This window comes from Acinetobacter sp. FDAARGOS_515 (genome assembly GCF_003938865.1).
Lineage (GTDB): Bacteria > Pseudomonadota > Gammaproteobacteria > Pseudomonadales > Moraxellaceae > Acinetobacter > Acinetobacter ursingii.
The window spans coordinates 1,846,557-1,872,845 of record NZ_RKIX01000003.1 but is presented as its reverse complement, the minus strand read 5'-3'; the positions used below and the strand labels follow the sequence as shown (position 1 = coordinate 1,872,845).

Here is a 26,289-nt window from a genome sequence, read left to right as displayed (position 1 = left end):
AATAATGGCAATAAGTGATATTTATAATGAATCATTCTATTAAACAATCGATCAAAGCGTGGCCACAACAAGAACGCCCACGTGAACGCCTGCTAGAACAAGGCGCAAGCAGTTTATCAGATGCAGAATTACTGGCGATTTTCTTACGTTCAGGCTCCAGACAGCACTCTGCGGTTGAACTGGCTAGACTCCTGATTCAGCATTTTGGGGGACTTAATCCTGTATTTGACGCTTCACAGGAAGAGCTGTGTCAGTTTCATGGAATGGGCGCGACCAAATATTCACAATTAATGGCAGTCAAGGAATTAGGCAGACGTTATTTGAATAATCATTTTTATCGAGATCATTTAAATCTGGATTCATCTCAACTGGTACTCGATTATTTACGTTATGAGTTACAAGGTGAAACGCAGGAAGTGTTTGCTGTCCTGTGTCTGGATAGTCAGTTACGCAAGTTACATTTCAAAAAACTGTTTTTTGGCTCTACCAATTTTTGCAGTGTTTCAATCAAACAAACCTTGCGTTATGCCATTCAACAACATGCTAGTTTTATCGTGATTGCACATAACCATCCCTTTGGTGAAGTACGGCCTTCGGTCGAAGATATTGAAATGACCCAACAGTTAAAACAGGCTTGTGAATGTGTCGAGATCAAGTTGATTGATCATATTATTGTGGCTAAACAGGCAACTTTTTCATTTGCTGAACAGCGACTGCTCAATTTATAAAATCATGTTGCAATTGTATTGACAAAGCCTGACCAACTGGTAAAGATCATAAAAAAATCCTTGCCCGTTGAATCATGATTGTACGCGACCAAACCGATCTCATAAAGTTACTGTTTTCTTGGCGCGGAACAATTTTACCCAAAATTTTACCTGCGCTCGGCGTGGTGATGCTGCTCTCTGCGATTGTCGGTGGGCTTGAATATACTCAGATTTATCATTTCCCAGAACTTCCCCTTGTCGGTTTTACCCTCATTGGCGTCGTACTTTCCATTTTTTTAGGCTTTAAAAATAGTGCCTGTTATGATCGTTGGTGGGAAGGCCGTAAACTCTGGGGAGCCTTGATCGCCAATGCACGACATTTTGATCGGGACTGCCGTATTTTGCCACAAGGTCGTCGTGAGAAAGTCATTCAACATGTGATTGTTTTTGCCAATACACTTCGCGATCGCCTGCGTCATCAAACAGCACATCCGACTGAGCTGACAGAAACCACAGGAATGAGTCAACAAGCCCTGACGCAGCTCTATCAACAACATAATGCACCACAATACACTTTAAGCCTGATTCAATGGGAGTTAATGCAATCGCTTAAAGAAGGTGAGATCAGTGACATTATTTACACGCAGTTAAATCGCTATGTCACCGAACTCAGTCTAGTACAGACCGGTTGCGACCGTATTGCCAACACCCCTATTCCCTTTGCTTACTCGGTTTTGCTGAATCGTACCGTGTTCTTTTTCTGTTTTATGTTGCCTTTTAGCGTGGGGCCTATTCTGGGTTTAGGGACGCCATTACTGGTCGGGATTTTAACCTATACTTTTTTAGGGCTGGATGCTTTAAGTTCTGAAATTGAAGAACCCTTTGGCACACAAAGTAATGACCTTCCACTCGACTCGATGGTGCGGCTCATCGAAATTGAGTTATTAGGAACTTTAGGCAGACCAACCCCACCGCCTATTCAAGCACAAGATCATAATTTGTTATAACCTCTAGCCTGTTCTTATAATCTCACGCACAGATCTTATAGAAAATGCTTCAGATCAGTGAAGAATAAATTGAGAGTCAACAATTGATTTAAAGCGCTCTGTAAATTGTCCATTCCAATACGGATAATAAGGATAAGCTGGATAAATCGCACTCGCTTGATTCAATTTTTCAACATGTTCATGGGATAAATAAATATCTTTGGCCTTTAGATTATCTTGAAGTTGTGTTTCATTTCGAGCGCCAATCAGCACACTCGCCACAGTGGGTCTTTGTAATAACCACTGTAAAGAAATTTGAGGAATGGTATAACCTGTTTCTTCCGAAATTTCTTTCAAAGCATCAATCACTTGGTATAAATGATCTTCGTTGACAGGAGGAGCAAATTGAGCAGTATCATGCAAGCGACTTTCAGCAGGGATCGGATGTTGTCGATCAAATTTCCCTGTCAAACGCCCCCAGCCTAATGGACTCCAGACCACAGCGGCAATTTGTTGATCATCATTTAAAGGCATTAACTCCCATTCATAATCCCGACCGATCAATGAGTAGTAAACCTGATTGACCACAAACTTTTCATAACCATAATGATCGGCAATCGCTTGTGCCTTCATTAATTGCCAACCTGAAAAATTTGAAACGCCGATATAACGTACTTTTCCACTTCGAACCAATTCATCCAGTGTTTTCATCAGTTGATGCAATGAAGTAAAGCTATCAAATTGATGGAGTTGCAACACATCAATATAATCTGTACCCAAGCGCTTTAAAGACTGCTCTACGGCATATTGCAAATAGTTGCGACTAAAACCTGCCGCATTTAACGCATCTGAGCTTCGAATACCGATTTTGGTAGAAATAATCGTGTCTTTTCTATCTAAGGCTAAAGCCTTGCCCAACATTGTCTCAGACTCGCCATCGGAATAGACATCAGCAGTATCAAAAAAATTAATTCCAGCATCCAGACACATTTGGATCATACGATTAGCTTCGGTTTGACTCGGTTGTCCCCAAGCAGAAAAAAGTTGACCTTTGCCGCCTAAAGTCCCTGCACCAAAACCAAGCTCAGAGACTTTTAAACCGGAGTTTCCTAAAAAATGATAATTCATTACTCACTCCAACTTCGTGTTTTATCTTGTTAAATTCACAATAGCGCAATGACATTTTCAAAAAAACCATGATAATGAGAAAATACTTTTCTGATTTTATTGATCATGAATACAGAAGATTTTCAATTTTTTATTCGCGTTGCAGATCTGGGCTCTATCAGTAAAGCTGCACAAGAAGCTAATATTTCGGCATCTGTTGCCAGCCAAAGGATTCAGCGATTAGAAAACAATCTACAGTTACGTTTATTTCATCGAAGCACAAGAAAATTAAACCTGACGGAAGAAGGAAAAATACTCATTGAGCACGGTCGCCCTTGGATTTCTGATTTTTTAAATGTACAACAGTCGTTAAAAGTCAAAGACCATACTCTCAATGGAACACTCAGAATTACAACATCTTCAACCTTTGGAACGAAAATTTTAACGGCTATTATTGCTGAGTTTTCTCTTTTGCATCCTGAGCTAAAAATTTATCTGGATTTAAATGACCAAAATATTGATCTCATCAAATATGGTATGGATTTGGCGATTAGAATTGGTCAGTTGAGAGATTCAAGCTTAATTGCAAAACCATTAACCTTAAATAAACGCTTATTGTGTGCATCTCCAGATTATCTGCAAAAATATGGTTGTCCCCAGACCCCATCTGAATTGACATTGCACCGATGTCTATTACAACAGCATGAAAATGGTTTAACGGATCATTGGCAGTTGCTTGATGAAAATGCTGAATATCAAACTATCCGTGTCAATGGATATTTTACAACGAACTCTGGTGAAGCAATCAGACAGGCATCCTTATCTGGATTAGGCATATCCAATCATTCGATCTGGCATATCGCTGATGATTTAGCCTCAGGTAAACTGGTGCAAATCCTTCACAATTATCCCGTCGAATCTACTTCGATTTATGCTGTATGGCCAAATCGAAAACTTGTTCCACCCAAAATCCAATTCTTCTTAGAATACTTAAGCCATTACTTTCAATATCAATATCCGTGGTATGACGATAATACGCATTAAATTTTTATCTAAACACATTCCAAATCCCCTGTTGATCCGCTTTAGGCACAGGTGTATGCCCAAGTTTAATCCACGGCATATTATCGCCGTGAAAATCACTGCCAATTGAAACTTTTAAATCCAACTGTTCGATCATTCGATCGACCATTTGACGAGTAGATAATGGCTCACCACTCGGTGGTAATTCCACCGCATCGCCTTTAAGTTGTGCAAACAGTTCAATCAAATAACGGACATTGGTCGCCGATAAGTCATAGCGCGTCGGATGCGCCAATACAGCATATCCTTCACTCTGATGAATGATCTGAATAGTCTCTTGCAGACTCAAACCATCAAATTTTACAAAAGCGCGTTTACCTTCTTTTAGAAACCGATCAAAAGCCTGCTGTGGACGTGAAACAATATCCTTGTTCACTAGGGTTTTAGCAATATGTGTTCGCGTGATTCGATCTGCCTCTCCATCGACCAAAGTCAGCACATCTTCATAAATATCCTGTCCGATACAACTTTTAAGTAAATGGCAAATTTGTTTGGCACGTTCTGCACGAATCTTTTTTTGTATCGTAAGTGCATCTTGTAGAGGTTCAGGCTGTTGCATATCTAAGGCGACAATATGCACACCATAGCTCTTTTTCGTGGCTGGGCGTGACCATTGACTGGAGATTTCAACACCAGAAATGATATGAATATCATACTGTTGAGCAGTTTTTCTAACGAGTTCCACACCATCCATCGTGTCATGATCAGTCAAGGCCAGCGTATGAATACCACATTCAACTGCCGATTTGACCAATGCATCTGGTGACAAAGTTCCATCAGAAATATTGCTATGTGTATGTAAATCTATGCCTTGCATCTTTATACTATGCCACTTCGTTGATCCAGTTTAGATACTCTAACATGAAAGCACTTTTAGACTTTGTGCCCCTCATTATTTTCTTTTATTTATACAAAACCGTTGATCCCAAAGATACGCATCATCCCTTATTACAATTGATTGGATCAGCAGGTGGTGTTGATAACAATAATATTCTCGTCGCGACAACGGGTCTGATTATTTCCATGTTGATTATTTATGGTGGATTGTTCATTACTCAAAAGTTCCGTCTGGAAAAACAGCAATGGATTGTGCTGTTTATGACCGTCATTTTTGGCGGTATTACCTTGATGCTCAGTGATGATTTCTATATCCGTTTAAAAGCCGTGATTTTGAATCTGATTTTTGCAGGGGCATTTTTACTTTCACCGATGTTCAGCAAAGATAAGAAACCACTGATCCAACGTTTATTTGGCCCGATTTTTGAACTGAGTGAACAAGGCTGGAAAAACTTAAACTTTGCTTGGGCAGCCATGTTTGTGGTGATGTCGCTGTTACATTGCTTTTTTGCCTTTATTTTTATGCATGGCAAATATTGGGGTGAATTTACAGCTTTTGGTGACATGATCGTCATGTTTTCCTTTATCATTATTCAGTTTATTGTACTGCGTAAATACTTTAAATCGCCTGATGCTTAAATTGCTTTAAAATCAAACACTGAGATTGACCTATGCCATTATTTGTAGTCACCTGTACCGACAATGACGGAACTGTAGAAAAACGTTTAGCTGTTCGCCCTCAACACCTTGAACGATTACAAAAACTGGATGATGAAGGTCGTCTGATTGTGGCAGGTGCAATGCCTAAAGATCCGACCAATCCACAAGCGGGTTTTTATGGCAGTACCATTATTGTAGACTTTGACAGCCGCGAAGCACTGGATACATGGCTCAAAGATGAGCCTTTCCTGCTTGAAGGGATTTATGCAAACATTGAAGTTAAACCATTCAATAAAGCATTTCCGAAAGAGTAAAATTATGTCAACCATTTCCAAAGTGCTTATTGGTTTATCACTATTATGTTCAACGGCATGGGCTGTTGAAGCTGTACCCAACGCAGCAGCTCCAACACCAGTGGCAGCAACCGCCACGACAACCGCAACTGCAAAACCAGCGCCTGCCAATAGCGCTGTTGTGGCTGACCCAAATGCAGAAACCAAACCGTTAACAGCCGAACAAATTGCAAAAGCCAAAGCTGATCAGGACAACAAAATCAAGGCATTGGTTAAAGATCAGGCAGGACGACTCAAACAACTGGAACAAGCCAATCTGGATGCTTTAACTCAGAATCAAGAGTTACAACTCAAAAATGATAATCTGTTGGTTCAAGTTCAAGTCTTACAAAGTGAACGCAGTGCGCAAATGTTTTTGTACGGCGGTGCAGTCATGGGCGTAGGTGTATTTCTGGGCTTTCTGATTGCCAGTTATATTCACACCAAACGTCGTCGTCAGTGGTAAAATTCATCCTTTAAAACGATTTTAAAGGTTTTTCAGTGACAAGCTCTGGTATTGAAACGGCTGAACTGGATTGGGAATCTGTCGATGGCATTGATATTCCCATTTCCAGACAGTTTGGCGATGTTTATTTCTCTAAAGCCAATGGCTTACTTGAAACCCGACATGTCTTTTTAAATGGCAACGATCTCAGTACGCGGTTAAGTCAACTACAACCTTTTCAATATTTCTGTGTCGGTGAAACAGGGTTTGGTACAGGCTTAAATATTTTAACCTTGTGGCAACTCTGGCAACAGGTACGTCCAGCTAATCATAGCCATTTACATGCCATCAGCGTTGAGAAATATCCTTTAAGCAAAACCGATTTGATCCGCGCATTAAATGCATGGCCTGAACTCAAACCTCTTGCGGACCAACTTATTGCACAATATCCCCTTCCAATCGCAGGCTGTCATCGTTTAAGTTTTCCTGAAGAACGATTTAGTCTGGATCTATGGCTAGGTGATGCACATGATGTTTTCCCTATGATTGAAAAAACCAAAGCGGTTGATGCATGGTTTCTGGATGGCTTTGCGCCCTCATGTAATCCAGAGCTTTGGGAAGAACAGGTGCTCAATCACATCGTCAGGCTTTCTGATATTGGGACAACTTTTGCATCGTTTAGTGTGGCAGGTGTATTGAAACGCGGCCTTAAAAAACATGGCATCACGATTTCCAGACCCAAAGGGTTTGGTCATAAACGTGAAATGCTCAAAGCAATCTGGCAACAGACTGAAGAAAAAACTGAATCATCTGCTATAGATCAGCCTACCGAAGCCTTTAAACCACAAAATATTGCGGTTATTGGGGCGGGAATCGCGGGTTTGAGTGTGGCATGGACATTGGCTCAACGTGGACACCACATTACCATCTATGAGCAGAAGCACCCCCTCTCAGGTGGATCAGGCAATCCGTTGGCCTTGCTTAATCCAAAACTCTGTCCGATTGAACAAGCGCATGAGCATTTAATGACCCTGACCTGGCAATATGCTTTAAATTTTTATCCAAAATTTGAAGCTTTTCGTGCCATTCAAGTCAACCAAATAGCACAAAAAAACCCACAAGACTTACTCGATCTTGCAGAACAATATCCAGTTGGATTATTACAAACGCAAACGCCTGAACAGAATCAAATTGCCACGACCTTGTCCAGTTTAAAGCTGACACAGGCTGGCGCGGTTTCTCCGCATCAGCTTCGTGATCAAATCCTGAAACATCCAAATATTGATCTTAAAGTCGGCAAAATTACGCAACTGATCGAAACAGATTCGATGGTTCAACTCATGCAAGATCAAGATGTTTTAGCAGAGGCAGATCAAGTCGTCGTGTGTTGCGCTAAAGCCAGTTCAGACTTATTTGACCAATACCCTGTCCTAAAGCCGATTCGAGGTCAAGTCAGTTGGCTAAACAATAGCGAACACCCTTTAGCTCAAGACCAAGCGTATAGCTATGGCGGTTATTGTATGCAGCTGGATGCTGAACATTTAATTTTAGGCGCATCGTTTTACCCAAATCGGGAGGATGAAGATGTTCTCCTAGAAGACCATGTGCATAACTTTGATTTAATCCACAGCGTCTATCCAACTTATGCACAACACTTGCCAGATCCTGCCTTTTGGCAAGGACGCGCCTCTATCCGAGCGCAAACGGCTGATTATTTCCCATTACTCGGACAAGTTCAGGAAAACTCGCGTATCTTTACCTTTGCAGGTTTAGGTTCTAAAGGGTTTTTATTTGCGCCATTGTGTAGTGAAATATTGGCAGCCTTGATGTTGTATGAAGCCTGTCCCGTGCCAGCATCATTATTACAAAAATTAAATCCGCGCCGTTTCTTCAAAAAAGTTAAAACCAAGAAACCTTATTTTAATGCTTGATCCATTTTACCCACTAAACCGTGTAACGCTTCTTAATGATTCTTGCTTGAAAAACAAAAGGCGCTTTCAGCGCCTTTTGTTTAAATAACTTAGCGATTAAGCAGGAATATCACGTTGTGAAACTGAACGAATCGCTTCTTTTAACGCATCATAGCCATGAATCGCAGGGAATTGAGGAAATTCAGCAATCACATTATCTGGCGCATCAAACAAAAAACCATGATCCGCTTCGCCTAACATGGTGGTATCGTTATACGAATCGCCTGCTGCAATTACACGGAAATTCAGACCATGCAAAGCTTTCACAGCTTCACGTTTTTGATCTGGTTGGCGGAGTTTATAAGCTGTGATCATACCTTTATCATCTGTCTCCAATTTATGACAGAAAATCGTAGGCCAACCTAGTTGTTGCATCAAAGGATGTGCAAACTCATAGAAGGTATCGGAAAGAATGATCAATTGAAAATGAGTACGCACCCATTCCACAAACTCTTTCGCCCCAGGCAATGGCCCCATATCGGCAATCACCGACTGAATGTCGTTTAAGCCTAAACCATGTTGTTTTAAAATATTTAAGCGCTGTGTCATGAGCACATCGTAGTCTGGAATATCGCGCGTAGTGGCTTCAAGCTCTTTGATGCCTGTTTTTTTTGCAAAATTAATCCAGATTTCAGGAACTAAAACACCTTCCAAGTCTAAACAAACGATTTCCATGCTCACTCCAGCGGATTTTAAAAATGGCATTAGTTTAACATGTAGACTTTTCTGCACACACAATCTTTTAAACTCAAATTGAATGATTATTCAGGTTGACGCTTCAAATTAGATTATAATAATCTGCAAAATCAGTTGATATCTAATAAGGCACACTGGAATGAGTTTAGATTTAGAACGTATCAATGCAGAATTAGGCAATGATGCTGAAAAGTTGATTGAATGGGCGCTGAGCCTGAATGAAAAAGCCATTGTGACGACGAATTTCCGTCCGTTTGAAGCCGTGATTTTGCATATGCTGACACGTGTTAAACCAGACATCCAAGTCGTGTGGATGGATAATGGCTACAACACCGAAACCACCTATAAATATGTGGACGAAATTACCAAACGACTCAATCTCAATCTACTCACCTATCTACCGAAACGTTCTCGCGCCCATCGTGAAGCTTTGGAAGGGCCAGTACCTGCACTAGATGATCCAAAGCATGAAGCTTTTACCGCAGAAGTCAAACTAGAACCATTTGAACGTGCTTTACGCGAAACTGCACCGAAAGTCTGGTTTACGGCTTTACGCGCCACCGATACCGCAGTTCGTGCGGAAATGGACGCGGTCAGTATCAATCCAGATGGACTGATTAAGGTTGCGCCATTACTCAAATGGACATCGAAAGACCTGTGGGAATATATGCAAAAACATAATCTTCCTGATAATGAAGATTATTTTGACCCGACCAAGGGTGAAGAACATCGTGAATGTGGCTTACACTTAAGTCATTAATGGCTTAGTTTTGAAAAGGTAGCTTATGAAAATGGCTACCTTTTTTATTGATCAAATGATTCAATCAAAAAATGGCTTTCAAAGGTCATGTTTATCTCTTTATTAAAGGAGATAATGAAAGAAAACCTAAACAGCGATGAATAACCGCCCCATAGAGACTTCATTTTCAAAAGGACGAATAAGTCAATTTATAAACAACAAGTATTGAGTAAAATCAATGCTTCTGTGTTATCTCAACATTCATCACATTTTATTGGCTTTATGTACATTTTTGCTTATATACTAGTCATACACTTCTAATAGACACGTGTTCTATAATTCTAAAAACGTAGCTCATCAAGGGTTATTGATATAATTGCAGTGAGGCAATCCAAGCTATGCGCCCATTACACCCAATTGACTTTATATTCTTATCCTTAGAAAAAAGACAACAGCCTATGCATGTAGGCGGTCTGTTTTTATTTGAAATTCCAGAAAATGCCCCAGATACATTTATGCAAGATCTGGTCAATGATATTCGCAAATCCAAAACCATTCCTGTCCCGCCATTTAACAATCGACTGAGCGGCCTCTTTTGGGATGAAGATGAAGAGTTCGATCTGGACCATCACTTTCGACATGTCTCCTTACCCCACCCGGGACGTATTCGCGAGTTACTGATTTATATTTCTCAGGAACATAGCACCCTCATTGATCGGGCAAAACCGCTCTGGACATGCAATATTATTGAAGGGATTGAGGGTAATCGCTTCGCCATGTACTTCAAAATTCATCACGCGATGGTAGATGGCGTTGCAGGGATGCGTTTGATTGAAAAATCACTATCAGATGATCCAACAGAAAAAAGTATCGTTCCCCCTTGGTGTGTCGAAGGCAAACGCGCAAAACGTTTAAAAGAGTCCAAGCCGGGACGAATCAAAAAAGTGTTAATGGGCTTGAAAGATCAACTGCAAGCTACGCCACGGGTGATGCAGGAACTTTCTCAAACACTGTTAAAAGACTTCGGGCGTAATCCTGATTATGTTTCAAGCTTTCAGGCACCGAGTTCAATATTGAATCAACGTGTCAGTTCTTCACGCCGTTTTGCGGCACAGTCATTTGAACTAGATCGCTTTCGTCATATTGCCAAAGCACTCGATGTCACCATCAATGATATCGTTTTGGCGGTGTGTTCTGGTGCATTACGCGAGTATCTAATTAGCCATCAAAGCTTGCCAAATAAACCATTAATTGCGATGGTGCCAGCTTCGTTACGCAGTGATGACTCTGACGTCAGTAATCGAATTACCATGATTCTGGCAAATCTGGCGACCCATAAAGATGATCCTTTAGAACGCTTACAAACGATTCGTCGTAGCGTACAAAATGCCAAACAGCGCTTTAAACGCATGACCAGTGATCAGATTTTAAACTATAGTGCTGTGGTCTATGGTCCTGCTGGACTGAATATCTTATCTGGCATGATGCCAAAACATCAGGCATTTAATCTGGTCATTTCCAATGTTCCAGGCCCACGTGAGCCGCTTTACTGGAATGGCGCTAAACTAGATGCACTTTACCCTGCTTCTATTGTCCTTGATGGACAAGCGCTAAACATCACCATGACCAGTTATCTGGATAAACTTGAAGTGGGTTTAACCGCTTGTCGTAATGCATTGCCACGTATGCAAAATTTATTGACACATCTGGAAGATGAAATTCTTCGTTTTGAACAGTTGATTGCAGAAAAACAAAGTATGCAACAACGTGAAACTCAAATCAGTGCAGTCAGTTAAGCCATCACGAGAATAAAACAAGGGGCTTGATATGCCCCTTATTTTTTAATGGTACGACATTGTTTGAGTAATTGATGACACACTGAGCGGATCATCGCGGTGGTAATTTGTACTTCTTTACCTTGATCGTCCACCATATAACATGTATTCACAACATTGCTGCTGTCCATGACATGTTTTAAACCTTGACCAAGTAATCTTTCACTTACATTCATGCTAGAGAACCTCGACTTGCTAAGACGTCTAAAAAGGGAGAATTTGTCTTTGGCTACTGGATATGTCTAGTATTTAAAATTCGCAGGCGAAAGTAAAATTTCAGTTGTAACAAGGATTAAGCGAAATCCTGTTACAATTTCAGCTTAAAATGATGTCATATTGCTCTTGCGTGTATAAATTTTCGACCTGAAATTTTATGACACGATTCACAAAATGCTCCAAATCCGCGACAGCAGTAGCTTCCGCCGTCAATAAGCGATCGATCACCGCAGGATGCGCAACGACAGTAAAGCCACTCTTGGATTCAAATGCTCGGGTATATCTTAAAATTTCTCGAAATATCTCGTAACACACTGTTTCTGCTGTCTTCACATAACCCCGCCCCTGACAAGTCGGGCAAGACTCACACAGCAAATGTTCCAAAGATTCGCGCGTGCGCTTGCGCGTCATTTCTACCAAACCAAGCTCAGACACTTGTGTAATTTTGGTTTTGGCATGGTCACGTTCCAGCATTTTCTCGAGCTGACGCATCACTTCTTCACGATGCAGAGCCTCTTGCATATCAATGAAATCAATGATGATAATACCGCCCAGATTACGAAGTCGTAACTGACGTGCAATGACCTGTGTCGCTTCCATATTGGTTTTAAATACCGTGTCTTCGAGACTGCGACCGCCTACATAAGAGCCGGTATTAACATCAATGGTGGTCATAGCTTCAGTTTGATCGATCATCAAATAACCGCCAGACTTTAAGGCAACCCGAGTCTGTAAAGCCTTTTGAATATCTTCTTCGACATTATATAAATCGAATAATGGACGCTCGCCGGGATAATGAATCAATCGATCTTTGATATTGGGGACAAATTCATCGATAAATTCCACCAATTTTGCATGAATTTCACGTGAATCTACATATACCTTTGAGGTTTCTTCGTTGGCTAAGTCTCGGATTACCCGCTGTGGTAAAGGTAATTCTTCAAAAATTAGATTTGGAACAACACCACCTTTTTGCTTACGTTGAATAAACTCCCATAGCTTCGCCAAATAGCACATATCCTGCGCAATCGATGCTTCATCAATCCCATCAGCCGCCGTTCGAACAATCACGCTCCCTGGTAAATTGTGTTCTTTTTGAATGCGCTCAATCATGCTACGCAGACGATCACGTTCTTCTTCAGATTCAATCCGCTGTGACACCCCAATATGATTACCATAAGGCATCAGAACCAGATAGCGTGAAGGAATGGAGAGATCAGTACTTAAACGCGCGCCTTTAGTGCCCAGCATATCTTTCATCACTTGCACAGTGAGAATTTGCCCCGGATGTAAAAGCTCAAAAACATTTGGCATTGGCTGCGAACGTGGCCAAACCATGTCATTGATATGTAGAAATGCAGTTCGGGATAATCCAATATCGACAAAAGCCGCCTGCATACCCGGCAATACACGAACCACTTTTCCTGTATAGATATTACCGACCAAGCCACGTTTGACTGTCCGTTCAACAAATAATTCGTTGACTGTTCCGTTTTGGATTAATGCCACCCGACACTCCATAGGCGTGACATTAATCAGTAGTTCTTCTGACATACTCAAACTCAAAATGTTATAAAAATTCTTGTTCCAGAGTTAAAGAAGATCAAGCGTCCAATCTAATCGATTAATTAAAGCCGCCGTTTTCCCCTATAAACTTAACTCTTTTTAATAACTGTATTGTCTCAAATAAAGGCAAGCCCACCACATTGCTATAACTGCCTTCAATTCGAGGAATAAATTGGGCAGCTGCTCCCTGTATGGCATATGCGCCTGCTTTACCCACAGGTTCCCCTGTTGCCCAATAATTTTCCATATCTGCTTGAGTTAAATGCTGAAATTCAACTCGAGTCTGTACAACTTGACTCAAAAAATCACTTGCAGTGGCTACACAAATTCCAGAAAAAACATCGTGCTGACGACCGGACAATGCGGTCCAGATTTCAAAAGCATGCGCTTTAGATTCTGGCTTTCCAATGATCTTACCATCAAGTCCCAAACTTGTATCCGCTGCTAATATCACAGCATCTGGACACTGGCTAAAAATAACTTGAGCTTTTTCTCGTGCCAGACGTTCAACATAACTCGAAACGGATTCATTGTCCTGTATAGATTCATCAATATCTGGACGGACAATATCAAAGTCCAAACCAAGTTGTCTAAGCAGCTCTTGTCGTCTGGGCGAGCTTGACGCCAAAATTAAATGCGCCATTTATGTAAACAATAATAAATGATCGGCCAACATAAAATACTGGTCATCAACGGTTGCCAATGGCGAGCAATGGAAAAATGGAAGCCTCCCATGATTTGCGCCATCCACATAAAAACCAAATGCGCAATCAAGGCTAAAATCACAATCGTCCATAAGTTCATAAACGTTAAAATCCGTCTTTCACGAGTGAAATAACGCACAATAAACGTGATCAAAACAAAACTCAGCGCATTGAGTCCCAATGGCGAATCGATTAATAAATCGGTAAATAATCCAGTGGCAAAGGCGAACCAGACGCCACACCACGTTGGCTGACACAGCACCCAGAACAGCATGACCATCAACATCACCAATGGTCGCCAGCCCGAAACCTCATAGGACAATGGATAAATCATTAAAATCGAACTGATAATTATTGAAATAATAATAATGATCAGAGGATCTTTACGCTTTTCATATTTTAACTTAGCGATTGGCATACGGTTGCTCCATCGCTAGGGATTCAGAAAATAACACCACAACATGATGTCCACTGGCCAACTGCGCCGCAGGAGTCACATCAATTTCAGAGAACTCACCCGAATTATGTCGACGAACCAACGAGACCGTTCCCACCAGATAACCTGCGGGGAAATGTTCGCCCAATCCCGAACTATAGACTTTATCCCCAATTTGTACATTGGCACTTGTGGGAACATATTCCATTTTTAAACGTCCAAGATCGCCAGTTCCAGACACGATGGCGCGCATCCCAGTCCGTTCCAAACGCACAGAAAGTGAATGTTCTTTATCTGAAAGCAGCATGATACGTGAACTATGAGGATAGACATTAATGACCTGCCCCATAATCCCCTTATCATCCAAAACTGTTTGACCGACTTTAATCTGATTGGTCTCGCCGCGGTTGATAATAATGATATGACGCAATGGATCTGCATCTGTCCCGATCACTTCTGCAATTTCCATACGCCCATCAATAATTAAAGGCGTATCCAATAATCCTCGCAAACGAGTATTTTCCGCAGAGAGTTCAGATAATTTTTGTAGGCGCACCTGTGCCTGAAGCAACTCAGCCTGCATCGCTGTATTTTCACGACGTAACTGGGTTTCAGACTTGGTTTGTTGGTTGAGCCATTCTCGCGACAGTACAGGGTAGCTGGCTAGTGCATAAATCGGGTTATATGCAGCATAGGTCACATCCCTCGCAGGCTTGATAACATGGGGCATGCGCCAGTTAATAAACAGCAACACCAGACATGTAATAACCGCGATGACAAACGAGCGAAAAGATGGCGGTTGTCTTGAAAAAAGATTCGGTTGCACCGCCTCGTCCTTAAAAAGTATTAACCAACAAAGAGCATGTCATGATTTGGGTTATCAAAGAACTCCAGTACTTTACCGCCACCACGTGTCACACAAGTCAGAGGATCTTCTGCAACGACCACAGGTAAGCCTGTTTCCTGAGCAAGTAACTTATCCAGATTACGCAATAAAGCACCACCGCCTGTTAAGACAATTCCGCGCTCTGCGATATCAGAAGAGAGTTCAGGTGGAGTTTGTTCAAGTGCTGATTTCACCGCACTGACAATGCTTTGAAGTGGATCAGAAATCGCTTGCATGACTTCATCAGAAGTCACGGTAATTGAGCGAGGTACACCTTCTGCCAAATTACGACCACGAACTTCTATTTCTAAGGTCTGACCATCTGAAACAGCCATGCCCACTTCTTTTTTGATAATTTCAGCGGTTGTTTCCCCAATTACACAACCGTGTGCTTTACGCACATAATGAATAATTTGTTCATCAAATACATCCCCCCCGATACGGAGTGAGTCGGCATAGACACAGCCTTGAAGTGAGATAATCGCAATCTCGGTGGTACCACCACCCACATCAACCACCATCGAACCACAAGCCTGCTCAACTGGCATACCAGCACCAATCGCAGCGGCCATCGGCTCTTCAATTAAACGCACATCACGCGCACCTGCATTAAATACAGCCTCACGGATGGCACGGCGTTCAACTAAAGTTGATTTGCATGGCACACACACCACCACACGTGGTGCGGGTGGAAATAAGCGTTTTTCATGTACTTTACCAATAAATTGGTTCAACATGGTTTCGGTGACTTCGAAATCAGCAATCACACCGTCTTTCATTGGACGAATCGCAGAAATATTGGCTGGTGTACGACCTAACATTTGTTTAGCATCGAGACCTACCGCAGCTACAATTTTCTGCGAACCACTGTGACGAATCGCCACAACAGTCGGCTCATTTAATATAATACCTCGGCCTGGTGCATAAATAAGTGTATTTGCTGTACCTAAATCAATGGCTAGATCTGGCGAAAACAAGCCAATTAGTCGTTTTAGAATCACGGGTCGTTCTCAGTTAAACTTTATATGGACGCAAGTTGGCAACTTTAACTAAATGTGATGCTTTGAACAAGTCAATCGCTTATTATAAGCCACATTATTTGCAAATTTTTAATACTGACTTAGGTGATGTTATGTCTACATCGGATGCTCAGCATTCAGATTTAAATGCACAAACCGTATCTCAAATCGCCAATCTTGCTCGATTGTCGCTTAATGATACGCAATCTAGCGACTATGCTCAAAGTCTAAATAAAATTTTAGACATGATGGACAGCCTAAAAAGCATTGATACTGAGGGTGTTGAACCTCTGAAAAGTCCGTTTGACAACCCGCAACCCTTGCGTGCCGATGTGGTCACTGAAAGCAATCATCGCGATGAATATCAAGCAGTTGCACCTAAAACGCAAGACGGACTTTATCTGGTTCCACGCGTCATTGAATAGTTAAAAACAGATAAATCCTTGGTGATTTATCTCCCTAAATTTTAGAATTTGACGATATAGAATTTTTACTTATGACAGATTTACATCGCTTATCTATTCGTGAACTTTCCGAAGGTTTAAGCCAAACGAAATTTTCCTCACGCGAATTGACTCAACATTATCTGGATCGTATTGCCAAGCTTGACACAAAGATTCAAAGTTATGTGACTGTTACACCTGAACAAGCACTGGCTGAAGCAGATGCAGCAGATATAGCATTAAAAGCTGGCAATGCCACAGTATTGACGGGCATACCGTTAGCACACAAAGATATTTTTTGTACCCAAGGTATTAAAACCACTGCGGGTTCAAAAATGCTAGACAATTTTATCTCCCCTTATGACGCCACCGTGGTCGCTAAAGCCAAAGCAGCAGGCTTGGTCACTTTAGGTAAAGTGAATATGGATGAGTTCGCTATGGGCTCAACCTCAGAAAGTTCATATTTTGGTGCGACCAAAAACCCGTGGGCACTGGATCGTGTTCCTGGTGGCTCATCTGGCGGATCTGCTGCTGCGGTCGCGGCTGATCTGGCGCCTTTTGCGACAGGTACAGATACAGGTGGTTCCATTCGTCAGCCTGCATCATTCTGTGGCTTAACGGGCTTAAAACCAACCTATGGTCGTGTGTCTCGCTTTGGCATGATCGCCTACGCATCATCACTGGATCAAGGCGGCCCAATGGCACGTTCAGCAGAAGACTGTGCTTATTTGATGAATGTGATCGCAGGTCATGATGCCAAAGATTCCACATCGGTCGAGAAAGATGTAGATGACTACGTTGCCAACTTGAATGCGACATCGCTAAAAGGCTTACGCATTGGTATTCCAAAGCAATATTTCAATGTGGCAGGTCTAGATGCTGATGTAAAAGCACGCGTTGAAGAATCATTGAAAAAATTAGAGGAAATGGGTGCGATTCTGGTTGAGATTGATCTCAACATGACAGAAAGCTACGTCCCTACCTATTACTTGATCGCGCCTGCGGAAGCTTCGTCTAACTTATCGCGTTATGACGGTGTACGTTATGGTTACCGCTGTGAAAATCCAGTCGATTTGATGGACTTATATAAGCGCTCACGTTCTGAAGGTTTTGGTGCGGAAGTGCAACGTCGTATTTTGATTGGAACCTATGCGTTATCAGCAGGATACTACGATGCTTATTATGTAAAAGCTCAAAAAGTACGTCGTTTGATCCAACAAGATTTCTTAAAAGCCTTTGAAACTGTTGATGTGATTGCAGCACCATCCGCTCCAACGACTGCCTATAAAATTGGAGCAGATTTAACGCCTGTTGAAATGTATTTGGGCGATATCTATACCCTTGCCGTGAACTTGGCAGGTTTACCTGCAATCAATGCGCCTGTCGGCTTGGACAGTCAAAATCTGCCTGTCGGCTTACAGTTGATTGGTAACTATTGGTCCGAATCACAATTGCTTTCGATTGTGCATCAATATCAACAAGACACCCACTTCCACACCCAACGTGCGGCAATTGCTGAGGAGAATGCATAATGGCTGAAGCTCAAAAGTTAAAGTTGATTGATGGTTGGGAAGTGGTAATTGGAATTGAGATTCACACGCAACTTGCCACCCAATCTAAAATTTTCTCAGGTTCATCGACTGAATTTGGTCAAGACCCAAATACACAAGCGAGTCTTGTCGATTTGGCTATGCCGGGCGTGCTGCCAGTGCTAAATGCAGAAGTGGTGAATCTTGCCATTCGTTTTGGTTTGGGCATCGATGCTTATATCGACAAAGCATCGGTGTTTGCGCGTAAAAATTATTTCTACCCAGACTCGCCAAAAGGCTATCAGATCAGCCAGATGGATAATCCAATTGTGGGTTTGGGTCATATCGACATTCAGCTTGAAGATGGTGAAGTTAAGCGTATTGGCGTGACCCGTGCGCATCTTGAAGAAGATGCAGGCAAATCCATTCATGACCAATTTGAAGGTCAGTCGGGAATTGATTTAAACCGTGCGGGTACACCTTTACTTGAAATCGTATCTGAACCCGATATGCGTTCAGTCGAAGAAGCCGTTGCCTATATCAAATCGATTCATACTTTGGTTCGCTGGCTGGGTATTTCTGACGGCAACATGGCAGAAGGCTCGTTCCGTGCGGACTGTAATGTGTCACTGCGTCGCCCGGGTCAGCCATTTGGAACCCGTTGTGAATTGAAAAACCTCAACTCCTTCCGCTTTATCGAGCAGGCGATCAATGTTGAAATTGAACGCCAAATGGAAATTTTGGAATACGGTGGTTCGATTGATCAGGAAACCCGTTTGTTTGATCCAAACAAAATGGAAACCCGCTCCATGCGTTCAAAGGAAGAAGCGAACGACTATCGCTACTTCCCAGATCCAGATTTGTTGCCTGTGATCATTGCTGATGAGCAAATTGAAGCAATCAAATCCACCATGCCAGAACTGCCTGCGGCTCGTCGTGCTCGCTTTATCGCTGATTTTGCTGTAACAGAATATGATGCGCATGTGCTCACACTGTCCCGTGAAATGGCCGATTTCTATGAAGCGGTTGTGGCTGCTTCTGGCGGTGCTGCACAAGGAAAAATTGCGGCAAACTGGGTGATGGGTGAATTCTCAGGCGCTTTAAACAAAGCAGGTCTAGAATTAGCTGAATCGCCTGTATCCGCTGAGCAATTGGGCGGCATGATTGCGCGTATTGTGGATAACACCATTAACGGCAAAATCGCGAAGCAAGTGTTTGGCTTTATGTGGGAAGCAGAGGGTAAATCTGCCGACGAAATCATTGCTGAGAAAGGCTTAAAGCAAGAAACCGATACGGGTGCGATTGAAGCAATTATCAAAGACGTGCTTGCAGCCAATGAAAAAATGGTTGAAGAGTACAAGTCTGGTAAGGAAAAAGCCTTTAACGGTCTTGTTGGTCAAGTCATGAAAGCTGCAAAAGGTAAAGCCAACCCAGCCCAAGTAAATGAATTAATGAAGAAATTGATTAGTTAAACTAATCTAATTTCAAAATAAAACCCGCTTTAGAGCGGGTTTTCTTTAAAATATGAAAAATCAACAAATGTTGATAGCATTTCATATAAAACAACTTTCCAATGATTAACACCATAACCTTGTATAATTAACCTTTCAGATTTTTTCTTAAAATGCAATGCCAGATCAACACTACTTATATTACCAAGCTCACTTGGATCACTTAAGTCATAAATTAATTCTGTATTAAAGAAATTCTGCGCATCAAAAGTTATATTATTATTAATCTTAAGCTGCATGAAAGTTTTTTCAATTCTTTCAACGCTTATAGGACATTGATCCAATTTTTTAACAAAATACTCAAAGGAATAAATATATTTATTTTCAGCCTCATCTTTTACTCTTTCACTCAACCTCACATCTAACCAACTTATATGATCAATGTCATCAAAATATGGATGTACTAAAACAGGTTTTGAAGAATCAGGGCTATAAGCATGTTTATTATCATTACATTCCTCACATGAAGGAACTAGATTAATGGGATTAACTGCCAAAAAAATATACTTACTCTCGGGTAAAAAATGATCTACAACTTCTATTTTATGATTATTACAATAACAACATCTTTTACTTTTACTACTAGTAAAACCATCCAATTTTATTCGATTATAAAATTGATTAATCTTTGTATACTTTATATCATTCTTACTAAAATAATACTTATAAAGCTTCACAAACCAATTATTTTCATGAGTTTTACTTTTTTTACCATCAGCATCAATAGGTATATTAAATATAGCTGGTATATCTAATTCCTCCAATTTAGACTGACGAATCAATTCTAAGTATTTTTCACTTTGAGCATAAACGTGGTCTTGCATATTAACCATATAAGTTTTAACACTATCATTATCAATGAAGTTAATACATATAGGATAGGTATCTTCAATAGTAAAATCAGGCAATGGTTTCTTAAACATCAGTCATTCTCTTTTTTCATTTTATTAATGATTGAGATTATTATACTTTGAGCCTCATCTCCCACTTCACCATTAAATTTTTCTACTACTAAATCATAAAGCTTATTTAAGCTTAAACTTGAATTTTCATCAAAGATTCTTTTTGCAGTATCTTCAAGTAATGTATAGAAACCACTTTTCTTACTTTTTAGGTTAAAAACCTCTTTAGTTAAAGTACTAACACTTTCACCAAATGTTTCAATCGGAGGACGATCAGCTCCAAACTCATCACCTTCTCTTGAAATAACCCATACTGACTTTCTTGGAACCTCTTGTAAGATCACAGGAGAATGTGTAGCAATAACAGCCACAGCATTTCTTTCAATCATCAACCATGACAATGCACGAATGTATGCAGAAATTAAAGGAGGATGTAAATATGTTTCTGGCTCATCATAAATAACTAAAGATTTCTCAACAACGTCCACCACCAACTTTGTTAAACTAAGTAAAATAATTTTATGCCCACTACTAAAATCATTAAATCTCTCAATCAATTTTTTATTTTTTTCTAAAATTTCCTTCTCTTGAGATTCGCTTAAATCGTTAACATTTATATCTTTATCTCGCAAGATGGAAATATTAACACTATCCATTAGCTTAGATAAATTTCTATTTGCAAAATAGCCATCAATCTCAAGAATTTCAATTAATTTCAACCATTTCTTTCTTAATATTTCTGAGAATTTACATTTGAATATAGAAATTATAAAATCTTTATTCGTACTAGATATATTCTTATAATTTTCTGTCCTATGTACTGTTGGATCTTCTCTCAATCCAATATATGAATATTTACTTGCATTAACAGCATCTAAATCAACCCCTTGAAATAGTCTATCAAATGGACTATATGAAACCACCACTAGATTTTGCAACAAGTTTACATTAGAACCATGTGTTAAAGAATAATCAATACCCCCTTCAAAGTACTCTCTTAATATATTATTTAAAAAAGTTGTTTTACCAACACCATTACCGCCAATTATAATATGAATATTAGTAGGGGGAAGAGAGTTTGGTTTAACCCTAAAATCCAGCTTCCTACTTTCATCATCATTAATAAAATAGTTAAAATAAAAGTAATATGGAGTTAGCTCAACCCCTCCATTCGCCATTCTATTAATTTTATTCCTAACTTCATCCTCCTTATAATCTCTCATTAAAGAAATTCTGATAACACTCAAATTCTTACTTAAAGCCTCATCCAATGTACTTAAGTTTACAGCTAAGTCACTTAATGAATTAAGAATAAACTTAACCTTTTCAACATCAAAAAACTCATTTAGCTTTTTATAAAAATAAACATCACCAATACTATAAAACCCTCTTTCTAATTTTGTAAATTTTCTAGGAATAAATTTAACATAATTCAAGGGCTCATCTTTATTTAACTTATTTTTCCAATCATCATCAAAAGCAATTTTCAAGAAACCAAAATCATGCTTAACATATTTTTCATCAATAAAGCTTACATAAAATTGAGTCCTATAATCATAATCATTCCACATATCTTCTTTAAGAAGAAAATATGGAGCCAACCTAGTACTTAAACTATCTTGATCACGATTCCCAATAATATAAAAATTCATACTTACTTTCTTATTAAAGTTAAAGTCTTTACAATTTTCTCACAATGCATAAAAAAATAAAACTTTACAATATTAAAAATTTTAATTTTATAACTATTTACAGCTTATTATAATTAATCATCATTACTAACACACCTTAGTATGTCAGTAATGACTTCTCTTACAACACTCATAACTTAAAAGAGTATTAGGCTTATCACTGCCCTCTTAACACACCCAACTTATTCCAAATATCAGGCGTTAAGAAAGTCGTAACCAATTTATTTAAATCAACCCGAATCCTGCTTAAGCTAATGATTCCATAACTTGAATTGTTGGCTTATTCCGATGAGTTAATTGATATGCACATAACGATGCATAAATTCCGCTAAGAAATCCATGAATACTACGTGCTTTACTCGTCACTAAATTGTATTGTCCTTTCAATAAGCTGAATAACGTTTCTATCTTATTGCGTTGTTTTAAATGATATTTATCTGATGAACAGAGTTGAATAGCCTGCATGTTCTTTCTATGGTAAGTAATCAAATCAACCCCTTGATCTTTTAACCTGCTTTTTAAATTTTGACTGATATAGCCACGATCCGCATAAAGCTTTGCGTCTAAGCCTTCAACCAATTGTTCAACCATTTTTATGTCAGCAACATGCCCATTAGATAAGCCTGAGCTAACGATCTCACCGAATTGATTCATCACGATATGTAACTTACAGCCATAAAACCATCCCATTGAACTTTTACCGCGAGATGCAATCTTGGCTAATGATTTATGACGCTGAATACGCTGATTTTTACAGACAGGCAGAGTCGTTGAATCAATCCATAAATATTGTTTGTATTCACCTTTCATCAAAGCGACATGTAAAGCATGTAGAGCTAATTGATGCATATTGATCAGGTGAATCATCCTTTGGTAACAGGGTAAGCGTTTAAATAAATGATTTTTATCCTGCTTCAACCATGAAAAGAAAGCTTTGAAATTGTTGAAATGAGAACACTTATACCAAATGGCGATAAAATGTATTTCTGAGAGACTCAGCTGGGCTGGTCGAATTCTTACAGAGCGACGACTTTGTTTGAGAAACTTCCAATAAGTTGCTTCAAATTTAAGAAAGAAATCATCAATGATGCAGAATAATTCGGTACTATTGAACATCAGGGCTAGAGCTTTAGGTTTGGTGTGGTAACTCAACTGATGGCTCTAGTCCCCTTATTTTTCAAGTCAATTGCTTATCCGCGATTCGGGTTATCTAAATTTATCTAAATTAACCCGAATCCTGCTTAAGCTAATGATTCCATAACTTGAATTGTTGGCTTATTCCGATGAGTTAATTGATATGCACATAACGATGCATAAATTCCGCTAAGAAATCCATGAATACTACGTGCTTTACTCGTCACTAAATTGTATTGTCCTTTCAATAAGCTGAATAACGTTTCTATCTTATTGCGTTGTTTTAAATGATATTTATCTGATGAACAGAGTTGAATAGCCTGCATGTTCTTTCTATGGTAAGTAATCAAATCAACCCCTTGATCTTTTAACCTGCTTTTTAAATTTTGACTGATATAGCCACGATCCGCATAAAGCTTTGCGTCTAAGCCTTCAACCAATTGTTCAACCATTTTTATGTCAGCAACATGCCCATTAGATAAGCCTGAGCTAACGATCTCACCGAATTGATTCATCACGATATGTAACTTACAGCCATAAAACCATCCCATTGAACTTTTACCGCGAGATGCAATCTTGGCTAATGATTTATGACGCTGAATACGCTGATTTTTACAGACAGGCAGAGTCGTTGAATCAATCCATAAATATTGTTTGTATTCACCTTTCATCAAAGCGACATGTAAAGCATGTAGAGCTAATTGATGCATATTGATCAGGTGAATCATCCTTTGGTAACAGGGTAAGCGTTTAAATAAATGATTTTTATCCTGCTTCAACCATGAAAAGAAAGCTTTGAAATTGTTGAAATGAGAACACTTATACCAAATGGCGATAAAATGTATTTCTGAGAGACTCAGCTGGGCTGGTCGAATTCTTACAGAGCGACGACTTTGTTTGAGAAACTTCCAATAAGTTGCTTCAAATTTAAGAAAGAAATCATCAATGATGCAGAATAATTCGGTACTATTGAACATCATGAACCGTACCGGGTTTGTCGGAGACTTTTTTATTTAAGTTAGGCCACCTGACCTAACGGATTAATCTTATCATAGTACATTGCTTCAAACTCAAAAGGCGATACATAACCCAGTGCACTGTGTACACGCTTTTTGTTGAACCAATCTACCCAATTTAATGTCGCAAGTTGTACATCCGCTAAACCTTGCCAATCTGCTTTTAAATATTCAATCACCTCTGTTTTGTATAAGCCATTCACCGTTTCAGCCAAAGCATTATCGTATGAATCACCTGTCGTACCGACTGATGCTCGTAAATTTGCTGCTTCTAAACGATTGGTATAGCGAATAGAAAGATATTGAACACCTCTATCGGAATGATGAATTACATTCTTTGGCATGCCTCGATCGTGCAATGCTTGCTCCAATGCATCGAGCACCATATCTGTATTCATCCGTGTAGATACTTTCCATCCAACAATTGCTCGCGAGAACACATCAATAATAAATGCAGTGTAGACCCAGCCAGAATTGGTTTGAATATACGTAAAGTCACTGACCCATAATTGGTCAGGTCGATCAGCACTAAAATTCCGTTTCACTAAATCATCTGCTCGTTTTTGATCATCTCGGCTGCGGGTAGTTTGTTTGTTCTTACCACGCCAAACACCTTGTATATCTAGCTTCTGCATCAATCGAGCAACTGTACAACGTGCAATAACATAGCCTTCACGTTTCAATTTTTGCCAGACTTTACGTACACCATATCGACCTGAACTTTCTTTCCAAATACGTTTGATTTGTTCTGCATGATGTAAATCATGCTGAGCACGTTTCGCTCGATGTTCTGGGTTATCAACGAGATCTAAAGCCCGATAATAGGTCGAAGCTGCAATCGGTAAAATTCTACAAATCGCTTCAACACCATATCGATCTTTATTGTTATGGATAAAATCCACCATTATTTGTGTGGGCGGTCGAGCTCCGCCTGGGCGAAAAAAGCGGCTGCTTTACGTAGAATTTCATTGGCACGTTTTAATTCTTTAATTTCACGTTCCATTTGCTTCATTTTTTCTTGGTCAGATATCTGTTGTACTTTGGCAGGATTTAGTTGATCCATATGCTTTAAATACCAAACACGCAATGTTTCAGGAGTACAACCAATCTTAGGTGCAATAGCTGTGATTGCTGCCCAAGTAGAAGGATAATCTTTTTCAGATTCAATTAGTAATTGAACCGCTCTTTCTCTAATTTCGGGGGTATAGTTTGGTTTTTTCATCGGAATAGTCTCTCAGAATATTGACCCTCCGACAAACCCGGTACGGTTCATCAGGGCTAGAGCTTTAGGTTTGGTGTGGTAACTCAACTGATGGCTCTAGTCCCCTTATTTTTCAAGTCAATTGCTTATCCGCGATTCGGGTTAAATCAATATAACGCAAGGTACCTTGCAACTGCTGTCTGACCGCAGGGTCTTTAACAATATCCTGCCCTGCACTCTGCCCTAACTGTTGGAAAGCCTGTCCAACGGCTTGAATTCCTTCAGCCTGAATCACGGCTTTGGTTTGTGTCGAACATTGTTCCACAATCACACGCTGTAAAACTTGAGCAAGTTTCTGATCAAGTTGATCTTTTTGTGTAGGTGTAATATTACTAAACGCTTTTAAATCTGGATGTACCGATAATGCTGCATAGGTCCATTGCAATACTGTAGTCTTATCTGTAGCAGTCGTCGATTTGACCAGACAATCACTCAATTGATCGACAGCGGGGCCAGCACTCGCGATTTGAGTCCCACCCAAACTACTTAACAGAACAAGTGAAGTTCCAAGAATTGAATATTTGCGGCGAATCACAGTATATAAGCGAGACATTCATCTAACTCCAATCAACAATTCC

27 protein-coding genes and 1 other annotated feature are annotated in these 26,289 nt (G+C 40.0%); of the genes, 12 read left to right on the top strand and 15 right to left on the bottom strand.

All coding sequences use genetic code 11. From position 1 onward, the window contains the following. Window positions 1-26 precede the first annotated feature (26 nt). Window positions 27-728 (top strand): RadC family protein, encoded by a 702-nt coding sequence (gene radC / locus EGS47_RS10590; RefSeq protein WP_044434784.1) that lies wholly within the window; start codon window positions 27-29, stop codon window positions 726-728. Window positions 729-802: 74 nt separating this feature from the next. After that, window positions 803-1,714, top strand: a complete 912-nt coding sequence (locus tag EGS47_RS10585) for a bestrophin family protein (protein WP_004992618.1) — start codon at window positions 803-805, stop codon at window positions 1,712-1,714. A 54-nt stretch (window positions 1,715-1,768) separates the two neighbouring features. Here the strand turns inward: EGS47_RS10585 and EGS47_RS10580 are convergent, their stop codons facing one another. Further along, complete coding sequence (locus tag EGS47_RS10580; protein WP_005002224.1) at window positions 1,769-2,821, bottom strand: aldo/keto reductase; 1,053 nt, start codon at window positions 2,819-2,821, stop codon at window positions 1,769-1,771. A 105-nt stretch (window positions 2,822-2,926) separates the two neighbouring features. On the opposite strand from EGS47_RS10580, the gene EGS47_RS10575 reads away from it, so the two are divergent. After that, window positions 2,927-3,844, top strand: a complete 918-nt coding sequence (locus tag EGS47_RS10575) for a LysR family transcriptional regulator (RefSeq protein ID WP_005002221.1) — start codon at window positions 2,927-2,929, stop codon at window positions 3,842-3,844. Window positions 3,845-3,848: 4 nt separating this feature from the next. On the opposite strand, the gene EGS47_RS10570 is transcribed toward EGS47_RS10575, so the two are convergent. Continuing rightward, window positions 3,849-4,700, bottom strand: a complete 852-nt coding sequence (locus EGS47_RS10570; protein ID WP_005002219.1) for a PHP domain-containing protein — start codon at window positions 4,698-4,700, stop codon at window positions 3,849-3,851. 44 nt (window positions 4,701-4,744) lie between these two features. Here EGS47_RS10570 and EGS47_RS10565 point away from each other — a divergent pair, with 44 nt between their 5' ends. Genes EGS47_RS10565 through mnmC form a run of 4 tightly spaced genes read left to right on the top strand, consistent with a single transcriptional unit; the run spans window position 4,745 to window position 8,088 of the window. After that, window positions 4,745-5,359: a septation protein IspZ gene (locus EGS47_RS10565; RefSeq protein ID WP_005002216.1), complete on the top strand. Its 615-nt coding sequence runs from the start codon at window positions 4,745-4,747 to the stop codon at window positions 5,357-5,359. A 32-nt stretch (window positions 5,360-5,391) separates the two neighbouring features. Then, on the top strand, window positions 5,392-5,694 hold the full coding sequence (locus EGS47_RS10560) for a YciI family protein (RefSeq protein WP_004992606.1): 303 nt from the start codon (window positions 5,392-5,394) through the stop codon (window positions 5,692-5,694). A 4-nt stretch (window positions 5,695-5,698) separates the two neighbouring features. Continuing rightward, a complete protein-coding gene (locus EGS47_RS10555; RefSeq protein ID WP_005002213.1) occupies window positions 5,699-6,178 on the top strand; it encodes a hypothetical protein in 480 nt (159 codons plus the stop codon). A gap of 35 nt (window positions 6,179-6,213) precedes the next feature. Continuing rightward, complete coding sequence (gene mnmC / locus EGS47_RS10550; RefSeq protein WP_005002210.1) at window positions 6,214-8,088, top strand: FAD-dependent 5-carboxymethylaminomethyl-2-thiouridine(34) oxidoreductase MnmC; 1,875 nt, start codon at window positions 6,214-6,216, stop codon at window positions 8,086-8,088. 96 nt (window positions 8,089-8,184) lie between these two features. Here the strand turns inward: mnmC and thrH are convergent, their stop codons facing one another. After that, a complete protein-coding gene (gene thrH / locus EGS47_RS10545; protein ID WP_005002209.1) occupies window positions 8,185-8,802 on the bottom strand; it encodes a bifunctional phosphoserine phosphatase/homoserine phosphotransferase ThrH in 618 nt (205 codons plus the stop codon). 160 nt (window positions 8,803-8,962) lie between these two features. Between thrH and EGS47_RS10540 the strand changes: the two genes are divergently transcribed. Together EGS47_RS10540 and EGS47_RS10535 are read left to right on the top strand one after the other, a co-directional pair. Further along, window positions 8,963-9,583, top strand: a complete 621-nt coding sequence (locus tag EGS47_RS10540) for a phosphoadenosine phosphosulfate reductase family protein (RefSeq protein WP_005002207.1) — start codon at window positions 8,963-8,965, stop codon at window positions 9,581-9,583. 377 nt (window positions 9,584-9,960) lie between these two features. After that, window positions 9,961-11,358, top strand: coding sequence for a WS/DGAT/MGAT family O-acyltransferase (locus EGS47_RS10535; RefSeq protein ID WP_005002205.1), 1,398 nt, complete (start codon window positions 9,961-9,963; stop codon window positions 11,356-11,358). Between the two features lie 38 nt (window positions 11,359-11,396). Here the strand turns inward: EGS47_RS10535 and EGS47_RS10530 are convergent, their stop codons facing one another. The 6 genes from EGS47_RS10530 to EGS47_RS10505 form a co-directional block, all read right to left on the bottom strand. Further along, window positions 11,397-11,573: a PA1571 family protein gene (locus EGS47_RS10530; RefSeq protein WP_004992592.1), complete on the bottom strand. Its 177-nt coding sequence runs from the start codon at window positions 11,571-11,573 to the stop codon at window positions 11,397-11,399. 139 nt (window positions 11,574-11,712) lie between these two features. Beyond that, window positions 11,713-13,167 (bottom strand): ribonuclease G, encoded by a 1,455-nt coding sequence (rng, locus tag EGS47_RS10525; protein WP_004992590.1) that lies wholly within the window; start codon window positions 13,165-13,167, stop codon window positions 11,713-11,715. Between the two features lie 70 nt (window positions 13,168-13,237). After that, on the bottom strand, window positions 13,238-13,822 hold the full coding sequence (locus tag EGS47_RS10520; RefSeq protein ID WP_034700446.1) for a Maf-like protein: 585 nt from the start codon (window positions 13,820-13,822) through the stop codon (window positions 13,238-13,240). Further along, complete coding sequence (mreD, locus tag EGS47_RS10515) at window positions 13,810-14,301, bottom strand: rod shape-determining protein MreD (RefSeq protein WP_125269615.1); 492 nt, start codon at window positions 14,299-14,301, stop codon at window positions 13,810-13,812. Before mreD ends, EGS47_RS10520 begins: the two co-directional genes overlap by 13 nt. Further along, entirely contained in the window at window positions 14,288-15,145 is an 858-nt protein-coding gene (gene mreC / locus EGS47_RS10510; RefSeq protein ID WP_004992584.1) for a rod shape-determining protein MreC, read from the bottom strand. Before mreC ends, mreD begins: the two co-directional genes overlap by 14 nt. A 20-nt stretch (window positions 15,146-15,165) precedes the next feature. Further along, window positions 15,166-16,206: a rod shape-determining protein gene (locus EGS47_RS10505; RefSeq protein WP_004992581.1), complete on the bottom strand. Its 1,041-nt coding sequence runs from the start codon at window positions 16,204-16,206 to the stop codon at window positions 15,166-15,168. A gap of 131 nt (window positions 16,207-16,337) precedes the next feature. Here EGS47_RS10505 and gatC point away from each other — a divergent pair, with 131 nt between their 5' ends. The 3 genes from gatC to gatB all read left to right on the top strand — a co-directional run bounded on the left by gatC (window position 16,338) and on the right by gatB (window position 19,668). After that, window positions 16,338-16,649: an Asp-tRNA(Asn)/Glu-tRNA(Gln) amidotransferase subunit GatC gene (gene gatC / locus EGS47_RS10500; protein WP_125269614.1), complete on the top strand. Its 312-nt coding sequence runs from the start codon at window positions 16,338-16,340 to the stop codon at window positions 16,647-16,649. A gap of 71 nt (window positions 16,650-16,720) precedes the next feature. Next, on the top strand, window positions 16,721-18,199 hold the full coding sequence (gene gatA, locus EGS47_RS10495; RefSeq protein WP_125269613.1) for an Asp-tRNA(Asn)/Glu-tRNA(Gln) amidotransferase subunit GatA: 1,479 nt from the start codon (window positions 16,721-16,723) through the stop codon (window positions 18,197-18,199). Then, window positions 18,199-19,668 carry an Asp-tRNA(Asn)/Glu-tRNA(Gln) amidotransferase subunit GatB gene (gene gatB / locus EGS47_RS10490; protein WP_125269612.1) on the top strand — a complete coding sequence of 490 codons (1,470 nt, stop codon included), beginning with the start codon at window positions 18,199-18,201 and terminating at the stop codon, window positions 19,666-19,668. Before gatA ends, gatB begins: the two co-directional genes overlap by 1 nt. Window positions 19,669-19,697: 29 nt before the next feature. Here gatB and EGS47_RS10485 read toward each other — a convergent pair whose 3' ends face one another. The 6 genes from EGS47_RS10485 to EGS47_RS10455 form a co-directional block, all read right to left on the bottom strand. Then, window positions 19,698-20,630: an HNH endonuclease gene (locus EGS47_RS10485; RefSeq protein ID WP_005002197.1), complete on the bottom strand. Its 933-nt coding sequence runs from the start codon at window positions 20,628-20,630 to the stop codon at window positions 19,698-19,700. Further along, complete coding sequence (locus EGS47_RS10480; protein WP_005002195.1) at window positions 20,630-22,261, bottom strand: AAA family ATPase; 1,632 nt, start codon at window positions 22,259-22,261, stop codon at window positions 20,630-20,632. The genes EGS47_RS10485 and EGS47_RS10480 overlap by 1 nt, the downstream gene beginning before the upstream one ends. Before the next feature lie 285 nt (window positions 22,262-22,546). After that, a complete protein-coding gene (locus EGS47_RS10475; protein WP_005001054.1) occupies window positions 22,547-23,416 on the bottom strand; it encodes an IS982 family transposase in 870 nt (289 codons plus the stop codon). Window positions 23,417-23,541: 125 nt separating this feature from the next. Beyond that, the gene (locus EGS47_RS10470; protein WP_005001054.1) at window positions 23,542-24,411 is read right to left on the bottom strand and encodes an IS982 family transposase; all 870 of its coding nucleotides are present in this window, start codon (window positions 24,409-24,411) and stop codon (window positions 23,542-23,544) included. A gap of 41 nt (window positions 24,412-24,452) precedes the next feature. Then, window positions 24,453-25,672, bottom strand: a protein-coding gene (locus tag EGS47_RS10465; protein ID WP_125269079.1) for an IS3 family transposase whose coding sequence is annotated in 2 segments (ribosomal slippage) — window positions 24,453-25,396 and window positions 25,396-25,672 — 1,221 coding nt in all. Because the reading frame shifts where the segments join, the coding sequence is not laid out codon by codon here. Continuing rightward, window positions 25,281-25,397, bottom strand: a sequence feature (AL1L pseudoknot). It overlaps the preceding gene by 117 nt. Before the next feature lie 112 nt (window positions 25,673-25,784). Continuing rightward, complete coding sequence (locus EGS47_RS10455) at window positions 25,785-26,264, bottom strand: hypothetical protein (protein WP_125269611.1); 480 nt, start codon at window positions 26,262-26,264, stop codon at window positions 25,785-25,787. Between the last annotated feature and the right edge of the window lie 25 nt (window positions 26,265-26,289).